Source organism: Ochrobactrum sp. XJ1 (assembly GCF_024701725.1).
GTDB lineage: Bacteria > Pseudomonadota > Alphaproteobacteria > Rhizobiales > Rhizobiaceae > Brucella > Brucella anthropi.
Genome location: NZ_VDGD01000017.1, coordinates 15,601 through 34,385 on the forward strand (window position 1 = coordinate 15,601; position 18,785 = coordinate 34,385).

An 18,785-nucleotide genomic window follows, 5' to 3' on the forward strand; every position below is an offset into this window, starting at 1 on the left:
TCGCTATACGGTGAATGGCCTCCATAATGCGGAACTCGCCGCTACGATCTTTTCCGACCAACACCGTACGACAATCAATTGCGTTTGCCAGAGATCACTGCATTACCTTTTCAAAACCGCACTATATACCGCTGCGCCGAAATCACTGCCCAAAGATGATATTCAAAACTCTAGATTACTTGAACCGGAACGGCTGTTCCATTGGCGGAGAAGATATGCATGTCCTTCGTCGAAGCTGTAAATCGTAATGTATCTGAGAGCCTAAAATCCGCTTCCTCAGGGGTTTTGATCAGATATTTGGTGTCGGAACCGACCATGTCGATGTAAAGGATTTGCGCCTCGCCCAGATGCTCTACAAGATCCACGGTTCCCGAAAAGAGGGGGCTGCCAGTTTCCTCGCGGGCAATCCTGGTATTCTCGGGTCGAATTCCAACGCTAACTCTATCATTGAGTGCGAAAGTTCCATCACTGGCTTCAAGGGCAAGTTTCGTCCCACAATCAAGATGACAGGTATAACTACGTCCCGAGGTCTCCGATATAGTGCCCGCGAGTATGTTCATGGCTGGAGAACCGATAAACTGCGCAACGAAAAGATTGGCTGGCTTTTTGTAAAGCTCTACTGGTGTTCCAATCTGCTCGATATTGCCATCCTTGAACACAACGATCCGATCCGCCAGTGTCATCGCTTCCACCTGATCGTGGGTCACATAAATCATCGTGACATCGGGCATGCTTTGCTTGAGTTTTGCAAGCTCGATGCGTGTAGCCACCCGCAGGGCTGCATCAAGATTGGACAAGGGTTCGTCAAACAGGAAAACACGCGGGTTTCTGACAATTGCGCGTCCAATCGCAACACGTTGTCTTTGTCCTCCCGAAAGGGCCTTTGGCAAGCGTTGCAGATATTCACTAAGCTGAAGAATTTCGCCGGCTTTCTTGACCCGTTTGTCTATCTCTGCCTTCGTCACGCCGGCAATACGCAGACCGAAAGCCATATTCTCATAGACTGTCATATGAGGATAAAGTGCATATGACTGGAAGACCATCGAAATACCCCGTTTCGACGGAGCGACATTGTTCATACGCTCCCCGGCGATGACAAGATCACCCGACGTTATCGTCTCAAGGCCTGCAATTGAGCGCAACAGGGTTGACTTTCCACAACCGGACGGCCCGACGAAAACGACAAACTCCCCCGATGTAATATCAAGGTCAATGCCATGGAGTACTTCCAGGTTGGCGTAGGATTTACGTATATTCTTCAGCGACAGGTCGGCCATCGTTCCCATTCCTTTTATTCTTGTTTCGCTTGGGTTGTGTTGCTCACGGAGCCAGACTTGCCAGGAACCTCGTTATGGGGCCCGGGACACGGTTGAGGATTTCGGTATCGTTCTTTCTTCGAATAGCCGCGCGGACGATTTTCGCACCCAGATAACGCACAGGTTCGGGCGGAAGCTTGGTGCGGTTTTTGATCCCCACCAAACCACAACTGCTCCATTTATCCACGCGTCCCAGGATCAGGCTTGCAAGGATCCGACCTGCGACAGGCGCCTGGGCAATGCCGGTCCCATTGAAACCCAGAGCATAGAAAATATTCGGGTAATGCCTTAAATGATCGAATACCGGTAGATGCTGCGCCGTACAGTCGATCGGACCGCTCCAGTCATGAAGGATCGGCACGTCCTTTAGCTGAGGATATACGCGGTGCAGTTCACGTATATTGTCTGCACCGCCGTCGCCGCTGCGATTAAAACGTTCGTCAATCCGATCATTATAGGCAATTCCACCCGTTCCCCGTCCAAATACGACCTGATCCGACGGCGTGCGCTGATAATAGAGCACGTGTTGCTGCGCATCACAGATCGAAGCACCATCAGTCCAACCGATACGCTTGAGTATATCTCCAGCAGGCGCTGTCGCAACGAGTTGACTGCTCACCACATAAAGATAGGGATGAAGCTCAGGGATCGCGGAAGCCCAAGCATTGACCGTTAAAGCAACTTTGTTGGCAGTCAATGTCCCGTCTTGTGTTTTAAGTTCGAGCCGCTCACCCGGAACGATCTCCAAAACAGGGCTTTTTTCATGAATGACAATCCCCTTGGAAAGCGCAAGTTTGCGAAGGCCAAGAGCAAGCTTGGCAGGCTGGACAGTCCCTGCCCGCTCCTCGACAATACCGGCATATGATGCGCTAGAGCCAGTGCGCCGTTCAATGTCGTGCGCATTCAGTGTCTGGAACGGGTTGAACCCGGATTTCTGACAGATATCCAGTGCTTTCGCCCACGCACCTTCCTGTGCGACAGAACTTGCGGTCCACAGCCAGCCATCAAGACGCAGATCCATGTCAATGGTTCCACAATCTTGCAGCGCTTTCAGCTCATCAATTGCATCGCAGGTTGCCTGACAAAGCATGCGCGCATCTTCGTCGCCCACAAGGTCGCGCAACATATCGATTTCAGCATACCAGCTGTGGACTTGTCCGCCATTACGCCCGGATGCGCCCGAACCGCAAAAATCTGCTTCCAGGATTGTGATACGCGAATTTGGTTCTTGTTCTCGTATCCGCAGTGCCGTCCAAAGCCCGGCATATCCCCCGCCAACGATTGCAATATCGCATTGCTGCTGACCCGTTAAAGGTGCGGTGACCGGATCTGCGCCAATACTTTGCAGCCAGAAGGAACGATCCTGCTTCGCCGCGACAACGGGTGGTCTCATTGTGATAGAGCTCATAGTCAGACCTTCTGCGCTGTTGCAATCACTTCGTGGTATTTGTCGAGCAGCCATTGTGGGATTGACTGCAAGGGCTGGGGAAAGCCCCCCGGGTGCGTGCAGGTTTCAGACGCACTGACAGCAGCCTTTTGCAGCGCCTCTTCTTCAGAGCAACCTTCGAAGAAAAGCGCCACCAGAAATGAGGCGATAAAGCTATCACCAGCTCCACAAGTGTCGACCACGTTCACGGGTACGGAACCTGCGGAATACAATTGGCGTCCATTGTCATAGAAAGAACCGCGTTTGCCGCAGGTAATAACGACCTGTTGAGCTCCAGCCCGTTTGAATTGTGTAATCAATGGTTGAACCGGTTCGTCCGGGTCGTCTGGTCCTGATGCAAAAACCAACGGGACGCCCTCAAGCGTCAGGTCAAAATGCCGGGTAGAGACATCCACACTGAATCTGACACCGTCCTCTACAAGCTGACGCACCAGTTTTTCACTGGAATTGGTCCCAAGATGAGTCCAATCGGATGAGAGCAATGCCTGATATCGCTGCTGATCTGGAATGTAGTTTTCACCAACACCCAGAGATTCAAACAGAAAATGCCGTTCACCGTCATTATCGGTCAAAAGCGTTACAGCTGAATTTCCCTGAATAGTTTCAATATCGCTTGGCACAAGTCCGACATCTTCGATCACACCAAGCATGATCTCTGCTTCCCTGTCGGGTGCCAGTGCGCCGATATACCGGGCACCGACCCCAAGCCGTTTCCACTGCACAGCAACATTAAGGGCATTTCCACCAACAGTAACGACCCCCTTGTTCAGATAAGCATCAAGGCAGTTGTCACCCACAGCAACAAGATTGAGATTTGCGTTCTTCATCATCATTCCGCAGTATCAAAATGAGGGGAAATCGCATCAAGGCAGCGCCGCCAGACTGCAACCGGATCCAGTGCATATGAGCCATTGCCAAACGGCTCGAAGGTCAATGTGCCCCGGAATGAATGATGAGCGATTTCAGCAAGGTAGCCGTCAAGTGGCAAGTTTCCGTCCCCCCACGCCAAATGTCCCGCTGATGTTCCATCGACGACATGAACATGGGCAAGACGTTTGCCAAATCTCGAAAAGTAATCACTGACCTTATCTTCAGCCGCTGCCATGGCAACCAGATCAAGTACCAGATCGACATTTTCCACATTCAGATCCTGCCAGAGACGTTCAAGATCGGCGGCATTATTGACGATGTTGCTTTCAGTGCGCTGTAGGGGCTTAAGCAAACATCGAAGCCCCAGATTGGCCGCATGTGTCGTAATTCTCTCCAACGACTGAAGCGAATGGTTCCACGCGCGTTCGCGGCTCTCGCACTCAAAACCCCGTCCGGGTGTCAAGAAGAGGTAGCTCGCACCCAGTTCGGCACTGAAATCGGCTGCTCGCAGAAAGCATTCAACACTCTTTTCACGATAAGCTACGTCGCCTGAGGCTATGTTGACCGGATAAAGAACCTGTTCCGGGGTGAAGCAATGCACGCTGATCCCGTTATCATTCAGAATTGACCGGACACCTGAATGCCGTGCACGGTCAGCATGAAACAGATCAAGATGGGGGGCTATTCCCCATAGCTCCATACGTTGAAAGCCCATCAGTCGAAGCTGTTCGACAACCCATTGAAAGGGATAGTGCTGGAACGAAAAGTTGGCACCGATCAACTGTTCACGTTTTAACATTTTCCACCACGCTATTTGCCGATGCCTTCCGCCAGCCCGCGAATGAAGAAACGCTGTGCGGCGAAGAAGACGATCAGGATCGGAAGTGCCGAAAGTGTCATTGCAGCAAAGACAACGGCATAATTAGTTCCGTGTTTTGCCATGATTGATGTAAGGCCGACTGGCAGGGTCTGCACATCCGCACCACTGGTGAAGATCATGGCGAAGAGATATTCATTCCAGGCAAACAGAACGTGCAGGATCACGCAGGAGACGAGTATCGGCTTGCAAAGAGGTAAGGTCACACGCCAGAAAATCTGACCTTCACTTGCCCCGTCCATGACAGCGGCTTCGTCCAGATCGCGCGGAAGACCAAGCATATAGGCGCGAATAAGAAACGTGGTGAACGGGATGCGGAACGCCGTGTAGAGAATGATAAGCGCCCAATAGGTGTTATAGAGACCAAGCTTTTGCATGATCCGCACCAGCGGAATAACCGCAACCGTTGGGCTCAACATCAATCCGCCAAGCACCAGACCCACAAAGAACGGCTTGCCCGGCAGTTTGGATCGCGTCAAGCCATAAGCAGTCCAGGCGCTTACCAGAACCGTACAAACAGCTGAAACCAGCGTGACGATGATGCTCGTTGCAATATAGTTCCTGATGCCCTGGTTCCAGGCTGAGATGTAGTTGTCGAGCGTGAAGCCTGTTGGCAGCGCAAACGGCTCACCAAATATCTCGGAGTTGGCCTTGAACCCATTCAAGGCCATCCACAGCAGCGGATAGATTACAACGATACCAAGACTAATGAGGAAAGTAACCAGACAGACACGCACAAGCGTCTGCACAAAATCCGTGGGTTGCATCTCGCGCGACTGATAGGAGGCGTTGCTCATAGTTCCACCCTCCGCTTTCTAGTATGCCAGAGCTGTCCAAAACCGGTCAGCAGCGTGATGATAAAAATCACCGACGCGATCGCAGCGCCATAACCGAAGTCATTTTCAATAAAGCCCTGTTGATAGAGCCAGGTTCCCAACACCTGACTGCTGTTGTTGGGGCCGCCGCCTGTCATAACCATGACTTCGTTGAAGACCTGAAACGCTCCGGTAATCGTAACGATGACCATGAGACCGGTCATTTCGCGTGTCAGTGGAAAGGTTATGTTCCACAGCCGACGCCACATACCTGCGCCGTCCATAGTCGCCGCATCATAAAGTTCGCGCGGGATCTTCTGGATCGCGATGGCAAATAGAAGGGTTGAATAGCCAAAGCCCTGCCACTGGCTCATGGCAATGATTGAGTAGATCGCGGTCTGTTCTTCTCCCAGCCATGCCCGAGACCAAGCGCCAAGTCCCATATGGGTAAAAGCGGAATCCAGCAGGCCTATATCGGGCTGATAAATAAAGTAGAACAGCAGCCCCGTCACCGTGATCGAAATTGCTGATGGTATGAAATAGACAGCGCGCCAGAACCTGCGCCATGTTTCATGTTGCAGGCCTTCAATAATCGCCGCAAGCACGAATGCACCGAACACCTGGAACACGACCGAAATGACGGCATAAAGCATGTTGTTCAAGATCGCCGTCCAGATCACCGGATCGTCTTGCAGACGTCGATAATTATCCAGACCGACAAAGGCAGTTTCGCCAGTAAAAATATCCTGATTTGTCGTGCTGACGATAAAGTTGTCGATGATGGGATAGTAGACAAACCATAGGATTAAAACGAACGCGATCAGAACCCAACGGAACGACAGCAGCTTCGCCAGCAAACCGGACTTGTCGAATTGCGACCCGTCCGGCAGGGGGAAGCCGTTTTTGACAGCCTCCCCTCTATATTCACGCTTCATGACAGTCATCGGCCAATAACATCCTTATCGGGAAGAGGCTGCAGCCTTTTTTACCTTTTCCATGACCTGTTCCGGTGTCATGGATCCACCAATCAGGGCTTGCAGGCCCGAAAGCCAGACAGATGCAACGCGCGGTGGATTGGCCGTATCAAGCCACGGCATCAGATAGGACGAATCCGCGATAACCTTGAGACCTTCAACGACAGACGGGTTCATGCTTTCAGCCGAATATCCGCCAACAGTGGCGCTTGGCTGCCCATAAGGTGGGGCCGACAAAACCTTCCCGTTTTCGGGCGAGGTGATAAACTTCATGAAATCCACAGCCAGCGGAATGTTCTTCGAAGCTGAATTGATCATATAGCCTTCGGGTGCACCTTCGATTGATTTGACATCACCCTTTGCGTCTTTCGCTGCTGGAAGTTTGAAAAAGCCAAAGTCTTCCTTCTTCAGTGCACCATCTGCCGTGCTTTGATCAAACTCGATAATTTCTTGATAGTACATTGCGGATTTGGCGTTGCTGAACTGCTGCAATGCCGAAGCATAGGATGAGCCGTTTGTACCTGCGCCGTCCGAGCAATCGTCGATGAGCTTCTTCAGTTGTGTCAGGCTCTCAACATAGCCTGCATCCGAATATTCGGCTGTCTTCGGGTTGAAATCCTTTTCAAGCGTCGCTTGTGGTACATTATAGGCAAGCAACTGTCCGGCAAAATGCACAGCCGGCCAGCCTTCCTTGTTACCGAACGAAATCGGCGTCACACCGGACTTGCGCAGAGCTGCACATGCACTGATCAGTTCATCGAAACTCTTCGGTTCCGCCACACCGGCCTTGTCAAAAAGGGCTTTGTTATAGCCCATGAACTTTGCATCCAGATAAAGCGGAATACCGTATAGTTTGCCATTATACTGGAATGCCCTGACGGCAGCATGGGCGAGCTGTTTTCCCCATGGCGTATCGGGACCAATAATCTTGGTCAGATCGACAGCGCGATTGCCTCGCACAAAATTCTCGCCCCAGCTCCCAGTCCAGGTGAAGTAGATATCTGGCAGCGAGTTAGACGCAACCAGGGCCTTGGTTTTCCCCTTCACGCTATCGTCGCTTTCCTGAATAAGCTCGACTTTGACGCCCGGATGAAGCTTCTCATATTCCTTGGCAGCGTTGACGAAGTAGGGGGAAAGCTGCTGAAGGCCGAACTTCGTCAAAATGCTCAACGTGCCAGAATATTCGACGGGAGCATCAGGTTCTGCAACCACGGCGTCACTGGCGAGAGCTGCATTCATGTTGCCAGCCAACAATCCAAACATCAGGAGTGAAGCAAGGCTTGTTGTGCTCATAAGCGTTTTGCATTTCATCTCGAAGTTCCTCTCTTTTAACTATTGTTTCTTTATGTCGTCAGAATGTAGGAACCCGATCCGGCGGAACCGGATCGGGGACGGCTCTTAGTACTCGACACGTTTGTAATAGCGCCGCGTCGTCAACGGGTGGTCGCGCAGCACTTCCAGATGAGCACTCAAACGTTCCAGCATGGTTGCCAGGATGATTGGAGAGATCAGGCTGCGTGTTTTTTGGGAGATGCCTGGAAGGCTGGCAGAAGCGGCATCTAGAATACGAACCTTATCCGTGTAGCGCTTTGCGAAGTTTTCGACCCGGTCCGTCAAAGGACGGCATGCATCCTCTCCCTTGAATATGAACAGGCTGACGCCTGGCTCAACCAGTTCGAGCGTACCGTGGAAGAAGTCGGAAGCATGAACCGGACGCGTGCGGATCCATTGCATTTCTTCGAGAATGCACATGCCGTAATAGTGAGCTTCTGGCCACGCCGTGCCAGCGCCGGTAAAGATATGATACTTCTCGCCCTTTATTTCCTGCGCGAGCGCGGCTGCGCTTTCTTCAAAGTTCTCCTTCACCGAAACCAGTAGTTCCGGCAGGCGCTTCAACTCGGAGACGGTTTCGTCGTATTCTGGAAATTCACCGCGTTCAGCCAGCAGCGCCAGCACGATCAAGAGGGTCTGCAGGTAAAACGATTCCGAAGAAGTGTCGTCTTCTGCAAAATTGGTGAAGTTGTAATTGGCATCAAGGCCCAAGGGTGTATCCTTGTGACCAGTGAGTGACAGCGTTTTCACGCCTTTCTTCTTCAAGAATGCAAGAAGTTGCACGCTTTCCTTGGTCGTCCCGGACAGCGACGGAAGGATTACGAGAGCTTTATCGTCCAACCCGGCGGGCGCCTCTAGAACAACCTGAGCGGAAAACGCTGATGACACCGGGAAAACAGTTGCGTTGCGGGCGATCTCGATTGCGGGCTCGGTCAAAAACTGTACGCCACCAGTTCCCATGAACAAAATGCGCTCTATGCCATCGTCGAGCAGCCTGCGCATCAAAGCGCGCACATCCTCTGCGATTGCGACCGCGCCGCCCTGTATTTTCACAAAGCGATCTTTATCGAAGTTGAGCATTACTACCTTCCCATTTGCGCAGTTAAAAACTCGAGAAAAGCCCGAACCGGTTTTGCGCCTGAAACTCGTTGAGACAATGTGAGATCGATCTCACATATATTTAGCACACAAGATTTTTCCTGTGGCAAGTAGGTTTCAGAAATTTTTTTGCAGGCCCAAGATCAAGCTTCGTCGGCTCATCGTCGGCTGACCGAACCTCGGACTATCAGCTTGGTTTCAAAGCTTATTTTCTCCGGCGGTCTCTTTTTGCCTGCTATTTTTTCAAGCAGAAGCCGGCCAGCAGCACGACCTATTTCAGAGACGGGCTGGGCAATGACTGTGATCTGTGGATCGGTAAAAGTCGCCAGATTAAAATCATCAAAACCGATCAGAGAGACATCGTGGGGAATCGATATTCCCATTGCTCTGAATGCTAAAAGCGCTCCCTGCGTCATCAAACTGTCGACGGTAAAAAGTGCCGTTGGAGGCTTTTTTTGACTGAACAGGCGGATAGTTGCATCCACGGCATGCTCAACCGTCGACTGTGCAACGCAGATCAATTTTTCACTGGGTTCGATGCCATGGGCAAGCAACGCAGTCTTATAGCCATTGAACCGCTCGCGTGATGTGAAGATGCGTGCATCATCCTGCAAAAGCGCAATATCACGATGTCCCATTTCGATCAGATATTCAATGGCCTTGCGCGCGCCGCCTTCATTGTCGACCACAACACTGTCGCACTCGACAGCCTGCGCTGCGCGATCAATCAGGACCAGGGGTACGTTTTCGTCTATAAGACGTTGCAGATGCGAACTGTCTTCGGCTGATGTCGGCGCCACGATGAAACCGCGAATGCTCAATGACTGAAGGCTGGCCAGCAGTGATTTTTCCTGATCCAGTTGTTCTTCACTGCTCGCAATGATGAGATTGTGCCCTTCTTCTCGCGCCAGCACTTCAACATCATGGGCTATTTTTGCAAAAAACGGATTCTGTATGTCGCCAAGAACGCAGCCAATAATTGGCAACTGCCCGCTGCGCAGAGCCTGAGCCAACCGATTGCCTCTGTATCCCAGTTTCTCCGCAGCAGCCTGAACCTTCCGCGCCGTTTCATCACCAACATAGCCGTAACTGTTGAGTGCACGAGCAGCCGTGGCGCGCGATACATTCGCCAGTGCCGCCACATCCTTAAGGGTAGCCGATTTCAGAGCCATACCATTTTCACAACTGATGATCCTTGACAGTTGTTATCATCCGCAGAGGCGCAAGAGTAGTACCGTTTATCAAATGATTTGCAGGATGATTGATCGACGATTATTTGCGCTCTGATCTATTGTGCCGTGAAAAGCCGGCATATCAAAACAGCCTTCGTCGTATAGAATGGAACAGGACTGTCAGCCAACCAGGAACTCTCGCGATGCGATGATTGCCAGTCAAAATTCGTATCAAGCTTGTTTACGTATTGCTACGACAGGCCTTCTTTGATCTGTGCAGCAGACCGTCAATGTGGCATGGATAGAAACAATCCTGCACCGCAGAGAATAGTAGCGATTAGTTGGGAGAAGCCGTCGTTCATATTGCTGGCGAGCATTTGGATGGAGAGATGATGGCGTGGATTGAACTTACCAACCGTTTTTTGGAACCAGCTCTAACGTACACGTCCCGGCGCGCCAGAACCCTAAACAATGTGAGAGCGCCGACGACAGGGATATGTCGAACCGATGCAAACGAGGCTTTTATTAAGGTGTTGGATTATCGGGCCAGCAAACTCATCGCGGTGTTTTCATCGGTAATGAGTCCGTTGATTACGTTGCCGCGGAGCGCAGACAACAATGGTTGCACTTTCCTTTCACCTGAAGCCACGCAAATACGTTGTCTGCTCACATTGATCTGCGGCGCAACGCTGGTGATACGCAAATTCGTGGCACCTTCGACGATTTTCCCATCGATATCAAATGCCCAGCCGCAAATTTCGCCAACGCCTCCGAGCCTGTTAAGTTCAAAAAGCTCATCGCGGCTCAGAAACCCTTCCTTTGCAAGTGGCGAATCCGCCGCCAGATCGCTGATCCCCGTCACCCAGAGATCGGCAGTCGATGCGAGTTGATGGACGCGCCTCACCGGCTCAATCGCCAGCAACGCGTCCCTTTCTTCCACCGAAGATAGGTAGAGCGGCAAAAGAAGCGGATAATGCTGTGCGCTGACTGTTTCCGAAAGCTTGATCAAGGCGTCGAACGGGCTCGCCGATCCGTCAATGCCAATATGCCCCACCAGTGACACCAGTCGATGGACCGAGCCGTTGAGTGGAGAAACGCGCTGGACCGTGGCGCGCATAGTGCGGCCGGTGCCAAGCGCCATCACAATGGCAGTTCTGGACCGTAACTGCCGCTCTATGAAAACGGCAGCGGCTTCGGGGACGGTCATTGAGCCTTCCGGCCAAGTCCCTTCCGAGGGAACAACGTCGCAATAAGCTAGATCGAATTTCTCCGACATCCTGCCTGCAAGTTCCATGCAATTTGCTATTGGATGGTTCATCCGAAACGTGATCAGCCCTTCAGACCGGCATTGCGATACAAATCTCTGTGCCGTCGGGCGTGAAACGCCCAGCATCTGTGCGATCTCGTCCTGTGTCTTGCCGGCAATATAATAAAGCCAACCCGCTCTTGCGGCATCGTCCAGTCTGGGCTTGTCGTTATCGGCCATCGGCGGAAATTTCTCTCAGTAGGGAAGGCAGGTCGGCAGCACGCTTCAAAATGTGATCCGCACCGGCATTAAGCAATGTTTCAGTATTGTCCAGCACCGAATAGTGGCTCCCACCGGTAAATCCGACAGCCGTCATCCCCGCTGCCTTGGCAGCCTTCACGCCGCTGGGGCTGTCTTCGACAACGACGCATCGTGGGGCCGACACATCCATCTGTCTGGCCGCATAAAGAAAGAGGTCAGGAGCAGGCTTGCCGTGTCTAACCATCGTTGTACTGAAGATATTGCCTTCGAAAAGTGGCAGTAGACCTGTTCGCCCCAATGATATCTGAAGTCGTTCCTCATCGCTAGATGAGGCGACGCAGCGGGGCAGTGGTATAGCTTCAATCGCCGAAAGAATTCCATCAACGGCAACCAGTTCCTGTTCAAAGCGCGTAAAAAGATACTCTCGCCAGCTTGAAACAAATGTGTCGGGGAGTGGCTTGTTTGTTTGTTCCGTGAAGGCATCGGTCACTGCCGACGCCGGGCGTCCCAGGAAAGTCCGCAAGGCATAGTTGAGGTCCGTCGGTACGCCGTGCCTGCTCAGCACATCGGCCACTGCGCCGCAGCTGATGATCTCACTGTCGACCAGCACCCCGTCACAGTCAAAAATGACCAGATCGAATGCTAGCGAGGCAGGGTTCATTGGGGTGATAACCATCGAGCGACTCATGAGAAAATGATTGATATGTGAGCGTATGATAAACACGGCGCGTTTGGAAGAGCAATATCGCCTTGCGCGCCCAGCGCAATTATAAGCTTATTAAAGGGCCATATGGGTAATCATTTTGACGCTTCAATTATGGGCTGGACAAACGCTTATCAGAGCGTATGCTCAATCTAAAAGCACTTGATCGAGATGGGAGGATACGATGAAGCGTCTTTTAGTGGCTTCCTTAATGTTGGGCTGTTCAATGCTGTCCAGCATAACGGCTGAGGCAAAAACGCAGATCGAATTCTGGCATGCGATGGGAGGCGTGCTCAATGAGCGCGTGAATGAACTTTCGAAGAAGTTCAATGATTCTCAGGATGAGTATGAAATTGTCCCGGTCAATAAGGGCAAATACGAAGAGCTTATCAATGCGATGATTGCAGCCTATCGCGCGAAGCGCGCGCCGGTCATTGTGCAAACCAATGAGCGCGCATTTTTGACCATGCTGAATTCATCGGCAGTAATACCCGTCGCCGACCTGATGGCCAAGGAAGGCTACACTATCGACTGGAGTACGGTGATTGCACCGGTTGCCGCTTACTATAGCGACAAGGGCAAGTTGCAGGCTCTGCCATTCAACTCGTCAACACCAATCCTCTGGTACAATCAGGATCATTTTAAGGCCACAGGCTTTGAAAAGCCAGCTGATAACTGGGATGAGCTGACACAACAGTTGCACGCGATCCATGACAAGGGCATTTCGAAGTGTGCCATGGTTTTGCCGGGTGACTATGAGTGGAGCTTTCTAGAAAACTACGCTGCCGTGAACGACTACCCCTATGGCACAAAGCGCAATGGCATCGACGGCATCGATACCGAGTTTGTCTTCAACAAGTCTCTGACCCGTCAAGTGAAGCGCATGCATGACCTTGTTTCGAGCGGTGTCATGGAAATCGCGGGTCAGGGAATTCAGCCGGTTCAGTTGTTCACCTCAGGCACCTGTTCGACGATTATTGCATCGACTGCGTCTCATGCAGCAGTGGAGGCTTCAGCAAAATTCCCGTGGAATGCGACTTTTCTTCCCCATGAAAAGGACAGAACAGCACATAACAGCGTCATCGGTGGTGGCGCTCTATGGGCAATGAAGGGTCATTCTGATGATGAATATAAAGGTGCTGCCGCTTTCTTCGATTTTCTAGCAAAGCCGGAAACTCAGGTGTGGTGGAGCAAAAACACCGGCTATGTTCCCGTTACGACGACGGCCTATGAAGCGCTGAAAAGCGAAGGCTATTTCGAACAGCATCCCACCCGCGCCATTGCGATTGAACAGCTTATGCGTAAGCCAAACTCCGATAATTCTCTGGGCTTTCGCTTCGGTAACTCCAATCAGGCCAATATCTTCATTATGGAAGAAGTGATGGCAGCCTCATTGGGGCAGAAACCGGCACAGGAAGCGTTAGATTCCGCTGTCATGCGCGGCAATGAAGTGCTTCGCCGCTTTGAAAAGCTAAGCGCAGGAAAATAAGGCGATGAAAGCACAAGATGGAGGAGCTTTCCATCTGCCCTCCTCTTTGGGGGAGCGGCAGGAAAGCGGCCTGAAACGCGCGCATTTTCGAGAATGGAAAACGCCAGTCCTATTGCTGGCGCCACAAATGCTCGTCTTGCTGTTCTTCTTCTTCATTCCGTCATTCAGGGCGCTAATCCAGGCGTTTCAGCTCAATGATCCGTTTGGCGGTTCAGTGCAATGGGTTGGTTTCTCGAACTTTGCGGCATTGCTCGCCAGCCCGTCCTACTGGATGTCGGCCAAAATGACGCTCTGGTTCACGCTGGCGCAGAATGCAATCACGCTTTCGGTTGCGTTGCTGTTTGCTTTCGCGACCAACCATGTCATTCGTGCTCGTGGCGCTTATCGTACGATCCTGCTGCTTCCTTATGCTATCGCTCCTGCAGTTGCGGGCATAATGCTGGCATTTCTGTTCAACACCCGTGTCGGACCCATCGCGCAAATACTGCACATGCTGGGTATCGGTTGGGACCCGACGAAGAACACTACCGATGCGATGATCCTCATCATTCTTGCAGCATCGTGGAAACACATTTGCTACAATTACATTTTTATCGTCGCCGCCCTGTTGGCCGTACCGCGTTCGATCCTGGAATCTGCCGCCATCGATGGCGCGGGACCCATTCGACGGTTCCAGCGCATTTCCTTGCCGATGATCGCGCCTACGCTGTTCTTCCTGATTGTCATCAACTTCGTCTACGGCTTGTTCGACACATTTGCGATTATCGATGCGACCACACGAGGCGGACCGGCAGGGGCGACTTCGATCCTTGTCTATAAGGTCTATCAGGATGGCTTCGTCAATCTGGACATGGGCTCTTCTGCTGCGCAGTCGGTCATTTTGATGATCCTCGCTCTCGCCCTCACATTCGCGCAGTTTCGCCTGGTCGAACGGCGCGTCAATTATGCGGTGTAAATCATGAACGAACGCACACCGATATTGGATGTGGTTTGCCATGCCGTTCTCATAATCGGGATCGTGTTGGTTTGCCTACCACTTTATTTCGTGATGGTCACGGGTTCGTTGAGCCAGCAGGATGTGTTGAAAGTCCCGATGAGTTGGCTGCCGGGCGACCAGTTTTTGTTCAATTCGCTGGAAGTTCTGACAACGATCAGTTTCGGGCAGCTTTTGGTGAACACGTTTATCGTCGCGCTCGGAATTACTGTCGGAAAACTGGCTTTGTCGGTACTTGCCGCCTTTGCAGTCACCTATTTCCGCTTTCCGTTCCGAATGACCGCCTTCTGGCTGATATTCATATCGATGATGCTGCCGATTGAGGTGCGAATTGTCCCAACCTATGAATCAGCAGCCAATATGGCGCTGCCGCTGAATATCATCTTTGCTTGGCTCGGCATTTCGGTCGAGCTGAACTGGAACATGGTGAACACCTATCCTGGACTTATCCTGCCTATCATCGCTTCAGCAACGGCGACATTTTTGTTCAGGCAGTTCTTTCTGACAATTCCTGACGATCTGTGCGAAGCAGCGCGGATTGACGGCGCCAAACCGATGCAATTCTTCTTCCGCATTCTGCTTCCACTTTCCCGGTCGAACATCGTGGCATTGTCGATCATTCTCTTTCTGATGGGCTGGAACCAGTATCTGTGGCCGTTGTTGATGACGACAGACCCCAATATGGCTACCGCCGTTGTCGGTTTGAAACAGGTCATGCCGCAGTCGGATGGTCTTCCGACATGGCACCTTCTCATGAACGCCTCGCTTTGGACCATGCTTCCGCCCGTGCTGGTGATCCTCATCATGCAGCGATGGTTCGTGAAGGGTCTCGTCGACAGTGGCAAATAATGAACAATTGGAGAATACAAAAATGGTGAAGATCATTGGTCATCGCGGTGGGCGTAATCTGTGGGCGGAAAATAGTATCGCGGGCTTTCAAAACCTGCTTGCTTTGGATGTCGATGCAGTGGAACTCGACGTACATTTGAGTTCCGATGGTGTGCCGGTTGTGATCCATGACCCATTGCTTGATCGCACCACCAATGGCAGAGGACCGGTTCAAGCGCAAAGCGCAGAGGCGCTTGGAAAAGTCCTCTTGAACGACAGCCGCGGTCAAACCATACCCACTCTAGCGGCTGTGCTGGATATCTTCGCTCCCACCAAGCTGGAGCTCGAGCTGGAGATCAAGATCGACGAGCGGGGAAGGCCCTATCCGGGTATGCCCGAAAAGATCATCACGCTTGCTCAAGAGCGTAATATGCTGGATCGTGTCTTCCTCACCTGCTTCGTGCCGGAAGTGCTGGAAGATGTCCGTATGAAATTTCCAGACCAGCAGTTGCTGATGTCGATTGACCGGCGCTCGGCGGAGTTTTTCGGTGGATTTGAAAAAGTGCTCAAGCGCGGCAACGATGTTGCAACGGTGCTGGCCTTCGAGAAGACCTTGCTGGAGATTATATTGGATCAGTGTGTTGCGGAGGTAGGGACGCCAAGGCTTGGATGTTGGGTGCCAAACACAGAAACTGAGCTAGAACATTGGTTGAGCAAGCCAATCGGTCAGTTGACGACGGATCGACCCGATCTTGCAGTTCTCGTCGCGGATCGGCAGTCTTCGCCGGCCAATCGGCAGAAAGGGTGACTTCATGGCCTCGGTCGAACTTCGTTCAATTCAAAAATCCTATGGCAATGTAGAAGTCATTCCAAGCATCGATCTTACGATTGCGGATGCTGAATTTGTTGCGCTTGTCGGACCTTCGGGATGCGGTAAGTCGACTTTACTGCGCATGATCGCCGGTCTTGAACAAATCACATCCGGTGATCTGCATATTGGCGACAGGAATGTGAACCGTGCTAATCCTAGTGAGCGCGATGTTGCCATGGTTTTCCAGAATTATGCGCTTTATCCGCATATGTCTGTCTTTGACAACATTGCGTTCAACCTTCAACTTGCGGGCCGCTCGAAAGCGGAAATACGGGATCGGGTCGGGGAAGCAGCTCGGATGCTCGATCTGACGGCCCTATTGGACCGCAAACCGCACCAGTTATCGGGAGGCCAGCGCCAGCGCGTTGCAATGGGGCGCGCCATTGTGCGAAAGCCTTCTGTCTTTCTGTTTGATGAGCCGCTTTCCAATCTGGATGCTAAATTGCGCGTCTTGATGCGAGCAGAGATCAAGGAACTGCATCAGAAGGTAAAAATCACGTCGATCTATGTCACGCATGATCAGATTGAGGCGATGACACTGGCCGATAGAGTGGTGGTGCTTAACAAGGGGCGGATCGAGCAACAAGGCACGCCAATGGAACTTTACACAAAACCCGCCAATATCTTCGTCGCGGGCTTCATCGGTTCGCCAGCCATGAACTTTCTTGAAGCGACGGTCGAGCATAGTTCATCAGGTGCCGCTATTCGTCTGGCAAGCGGTTCGAAACTGGAAATGCCCGACAGCGACACTGATAGAAGCGGCAAAGTTGTGCTAGGCCTGCGTCCTGAACATCTGGAAGTCAAGCGTGATGGCGGCATTCCGGCGAAAGTGCGTTTGATCGAGCCAACCGGTGCACAATCCCATGTTGGGTTTGAGGTTGGATCCGAGAAATTGATGGCTGTGGTCGACAGCGAAATGTCGCTAGCAGTGGGCGATGTCGTCGAACTGGGTATCTCATTCGAACGGATGCATCTGTTTGATCCTACCACTGGTGTTCGCATCGATTGATGACTGTTATATGGAACTTTGCGATAGTTCGGCTTATTTGAGATCCGTTATATGAGTGCTCTTTCTTATTCACTTCATAAGTAACCGTCATGTTAAATATTGGCCAGGGTGTTTTGGGTAAATACGGACAGATTAATAGGTCAGTTCAACCTGCCGAAAACGCGAAGCATTTTTTCGACAGTCTGTTTCATTGCCAGTCAAAAACTTCTCTCGAGGTGGCAACAACACTTCCCGTTTTTATAAAGTACGAGCGCTAGCCATCCCTTTTGACCTTCTTTCGCCGCAAGCACAAAATCTGTTGTCTCTTGGTGCCCTGCTTCGTCAATCAAGGGATAAACAAGACTAATTAACTCTTGTTTCAAAATTATCATTCGGATTATAGAGAAGCCAGTTTCACACGGCTAACGGCAAACCGCCACTCGCAATTCGGGATATTATCAGTGACCGCAATGAAAACCCTTCTGGCCGCTACGAGTTTTGTCGCCTTGTTCGCTCTTCAAAACAACCCAGCGGAAGCTGCCACGCAGTACCCCCTGACACTGGATAATTGCGGAGCGAAAGTTACATTCCAAAAGGCGCCTGAACGCGCTATCGGCCTTGGTCAAAACAGCGCCGAAATATTGTTGCTGCTGGGCCTTGAAGACAAAATGGCGGGAACCGCGTTCTGGCCAAGCAAGGTTTTACCGCAGCTCGAGGCTGCCAATTCCAAGGTGAAACTTCTGACCGTTGAATTCCCGACATTTGAATCCATCCTTGCAGAGAACCCGGATTTTGTAGCGGCGGCCCTTCCAAGCCTGATCGGACCAAATAGCAAGGTCGCAAAGCGCGACGATTTCGATAAGGTCGGTGTTCCAACCTATCTTTCGCCAAGCACGTGTCTGAGTACAGAGCAAGTCAAGGATGAGTATGGCAGCCGCGACAAACTATGGAACATGGAGCTTCTGTATAAGGAAATCGACGAACTCTCACAGATTTTCGATGTTTCAGATCGTGGTCAGGCGCTCATTTCTGATTTCAAGGCACGCGAGGCAGCTTTGCGCGCAAGCGTTCCTGCAAGCGGTAAGAAACTTTCTTACCTATTCTGGTTCTCCAGCCCATCGCCATCCGCAGACGCTTATTTGGGCGGCGGAAATGGCGCATCGAGCTTCATCGCTGACGTTCTGGGCGGCGAGAATGCTATCAAGGCAGAAGCCGAATGGCCGACGCTTGGTTGGGAAAGCATTATCGCCGCGAACCCTGATGTGATTGTTGTTGCGAATCTCGACCGTAATCGTTGGGAGCTCGACAAGCCTGAAGCCAAGATTCAGTTTCTTAATACAGACCCTGCGGTGAGCCAGATGCCAGCGGTCAAGAACAAGGCCATCGCCGTCATGGATGGTCAAGCCATGAACCCGACCATCCGTACGATTTACGGTGCAGAGCAGCTCGCCGAACAGTTAAAAGCGCTCGGTATTCTCAAGTGAGTGTTTCTGGCCAGTCTTTA

Annotated in this window: 17 protein-coding genes; 6 read left to right on the forward strand and 11 right to left on the reverse strand. The window is 51.7% G+C overall.

The features are described from left to right. Positions 1-170 precede the first annotated feature (170 nt). The 11 genes from FG152_RS23350 to FG152_RS23400 all read right to left on the reverse strand — a co-directional run bounded on the left by FG152_RS23350 (position 171) and on the right by FG152_RS23400 (position 12,084). On the reverse strand, positions 171-1,277 hold the full coding sequence (locus FG152_RS23350; protein WP_036586987.1) for an ABC transporter ATP-binding protein: 1,107 nt from the start codon (positions 1,275-1,277) through the stop codon (positions 171-173). Between the two features lie 43 nt (positions 1,278-1,320). Continuing rightward, positions 1,321-2,724, reverse strand: coding sequence for an NAD(P)/FAD-dependent oxidoreductase (locus FG152_RS23355; RefSeq protein WP_036586985.1), 1,404 nt, complete (start codon positions 2,722-2,724; stop codon positions 1,321-1,323). 2 nt (positions 2,725-2,726) lie between these two features. After that, complete coding sequence (locus tag FG152_RS23360; protein WP_080692064.1) at positions 2,727-3,596, reverse strand: PfkB family carbohydrate kinase; 870 nt, start codon at positions 3,594-3,596, stop codon at positions 2,727-2,729. Then, positions 3,593-4,432 (reverse strand): sugar phosphate isomerase/epimerase family protein, encoded by an 840-nt coding sequence (locus FG152_RS23365; RefSeq protein WP_105529389.1) that lies wholly within the window; start codon positions 4,430-4,432, stop codon positions 3,593-3,595. Before FG152_RS23365 ends, FG152_RS23360 begins: the two co-directional genes overlap by 4 nt. A gap of 11 nt (positions 4,433-4,443) precedes the next feature. Next, entirely contained in the window at positions 4,444-5,307 is an 864-nt protein-coding gene (locus FG152_RS23370) for a carbohydrate ABC transporter permease (protein WP_051517824.1), read from the reverse strand. Then, positions 5,304-6,260, reverse strand: coding sequence for a carbohydrate ABC transporter permease (locus FG152_RS23375; protein ID WP_235994247.1), 957 nt, complete (start codon positions 6,258-6,260; stop codon positions 5,304-5,306). Before FG152_RS23375 ends, FG152_RS23370 begins: the two co-directional genes overlap by 4 nt. A gap of 24 nt (positions 6,261-6,284) precedes the next feature. After that, the gene (locus FG152_RS23380; protein WP_235784312.1) at positions 6,285-7,592 is read right to left on the reverse strand and encodes an ABC transporter substrate-binding protein; all 1,308 of its coding nucleotides are present in this window, start codon (positions 7,590-7,592) and stop codon (positions 6,285-6,287) included. 105 nt (positions 7,593-7,697) lie between these two features. Further along, the gene (locus FG152_RS23385; protein WP_036586976.1) at positions 7,698-8,711 is read right to left on the reverse strand and encodes an SIS domain-containing protein; all 1,014 of its coding nucleotides are present in this window, start codon (positions 8,709-8,711) and stop codon (positions 7,698-7,700) included. A 176-nt stretch (positions 8,712-8,887) separates the two neighbouring features. Further along, on the reverse strand, positions 8,888-9,901 hold the full coding sequence (locus FG152_RS23390; protein WP_036586974.1) for a LacI family DNA-binding transcriptional regulator: 1,014 nt from the start codon (positions 9,899-9,901) through the stop codon (positions 8,888-8,890). Between the two features lie 538 nt (positions 9,902-10,439). Further along, entirely contained in the window at positions 10,440-11,387 is a 948-nt protein-coding gene (locus FG152_RS23395) for a sugar-binding transcriptional regulator (RefSeq protein ID WP_036586973.1), read from the reverse strand. After that, on the reverse strand, positions 11,377-12,084 hold the full coding sequence (locus tag FG152_RS23400; RefSeq protein WP_051517823.1) for an HAD family hydrolase: 708 nt from the start codon (positions 12,082-12,084) through the stop codon (positions 11,377-11,379). Before FG152_RS23400 ends, FG152_RS23395 begins: the two co-directional genes overlap by 11 nt. Positions 12,085-12,295: 211 nt before the next feature. Between FG152_RS23400 and FG152_RS23405 the strand changes: the two genes are divergently transcribed. The 6 genes from FG152_RS23405 to FG152_RS23430 all read left to right on the forward strand — a co-directional run bounded on the left by FG152_RS23405 (position 12,296) and on the right by FG152_RS23430 (position 18,765). After that, positions 12,296-13,600, forward strand: a complete 1,305-nt coding sequence (locus FG152_RS23405) for an extracellular solute-binding protein (RefSeq protein ID WP_043062507.1) — start codon at positions 12,296-12,298, stop codon at positions 13,598-13,600. A gap of 4 nt (positions 13,601-13,604) precedes the next feature. Continuing rightward, positions 13,605-14,555: an ABC transporter permease subunit gene (locus FG152_RS23410; RefSeq protein WP_043062508.1), complete on the forward strand. Its 951-nt coding sequence runs from the start codon at positions 13,605-13,607 to the stop codon at positions 14,553-14,555. Positions 14,556-14,558: 3 nt separating this feature from the next. Then, positions 14,559-15,443: a sn-glycerol-3-phosphate ABC transporter permease UgpE gene (ugpE, locus tag FG152_RS23415; protein ID WP_036586972.1), complete on the forward strand. Its 885-nt coding sequence runs from the start codon at positions 14,559-14,561 to the stop codon at positions 15,441-15,443. Positions 15,444-15,465: 22 nt separating this feature from the next. Next, complete coding sequence (locus FG152_RS23420; RefSeq protein WP_036586970.1) at positions 15,466-16,230, forward strand: glycerophosphodiester phosphodiesterase family protein; 765 nt, start codon at positions 15,466-15,468, stop codon at positions 16,228-16,230. A gap of 4 nt (positions 16,231-16,234) precedes the next feature. After that, positions 16,235-17,302, forward strand: coding sequence for an ABC transporter ATP-binding protein (locus FG152_RS23425; RefSeq protein WP_036586969.1), 1,068 nt, complete (start codon positions 16,235-16,237; stop codon positions 17,300-17,302). Positions 17,303-17,742: 440 nt separating this feature from the next. Beyond that, complete coding sequence (locus FG152_RS23430) at positions 17,743-18,765, forward strand: ABC transporter substrate-binding protein (protein WP_036586968.1); 1,023 nt, start codon at positions 17,743-17,745, stop codon at positions 18,763-18,765. Positions 18,766-18,785 lie beyond the last annotated feature (20 nt).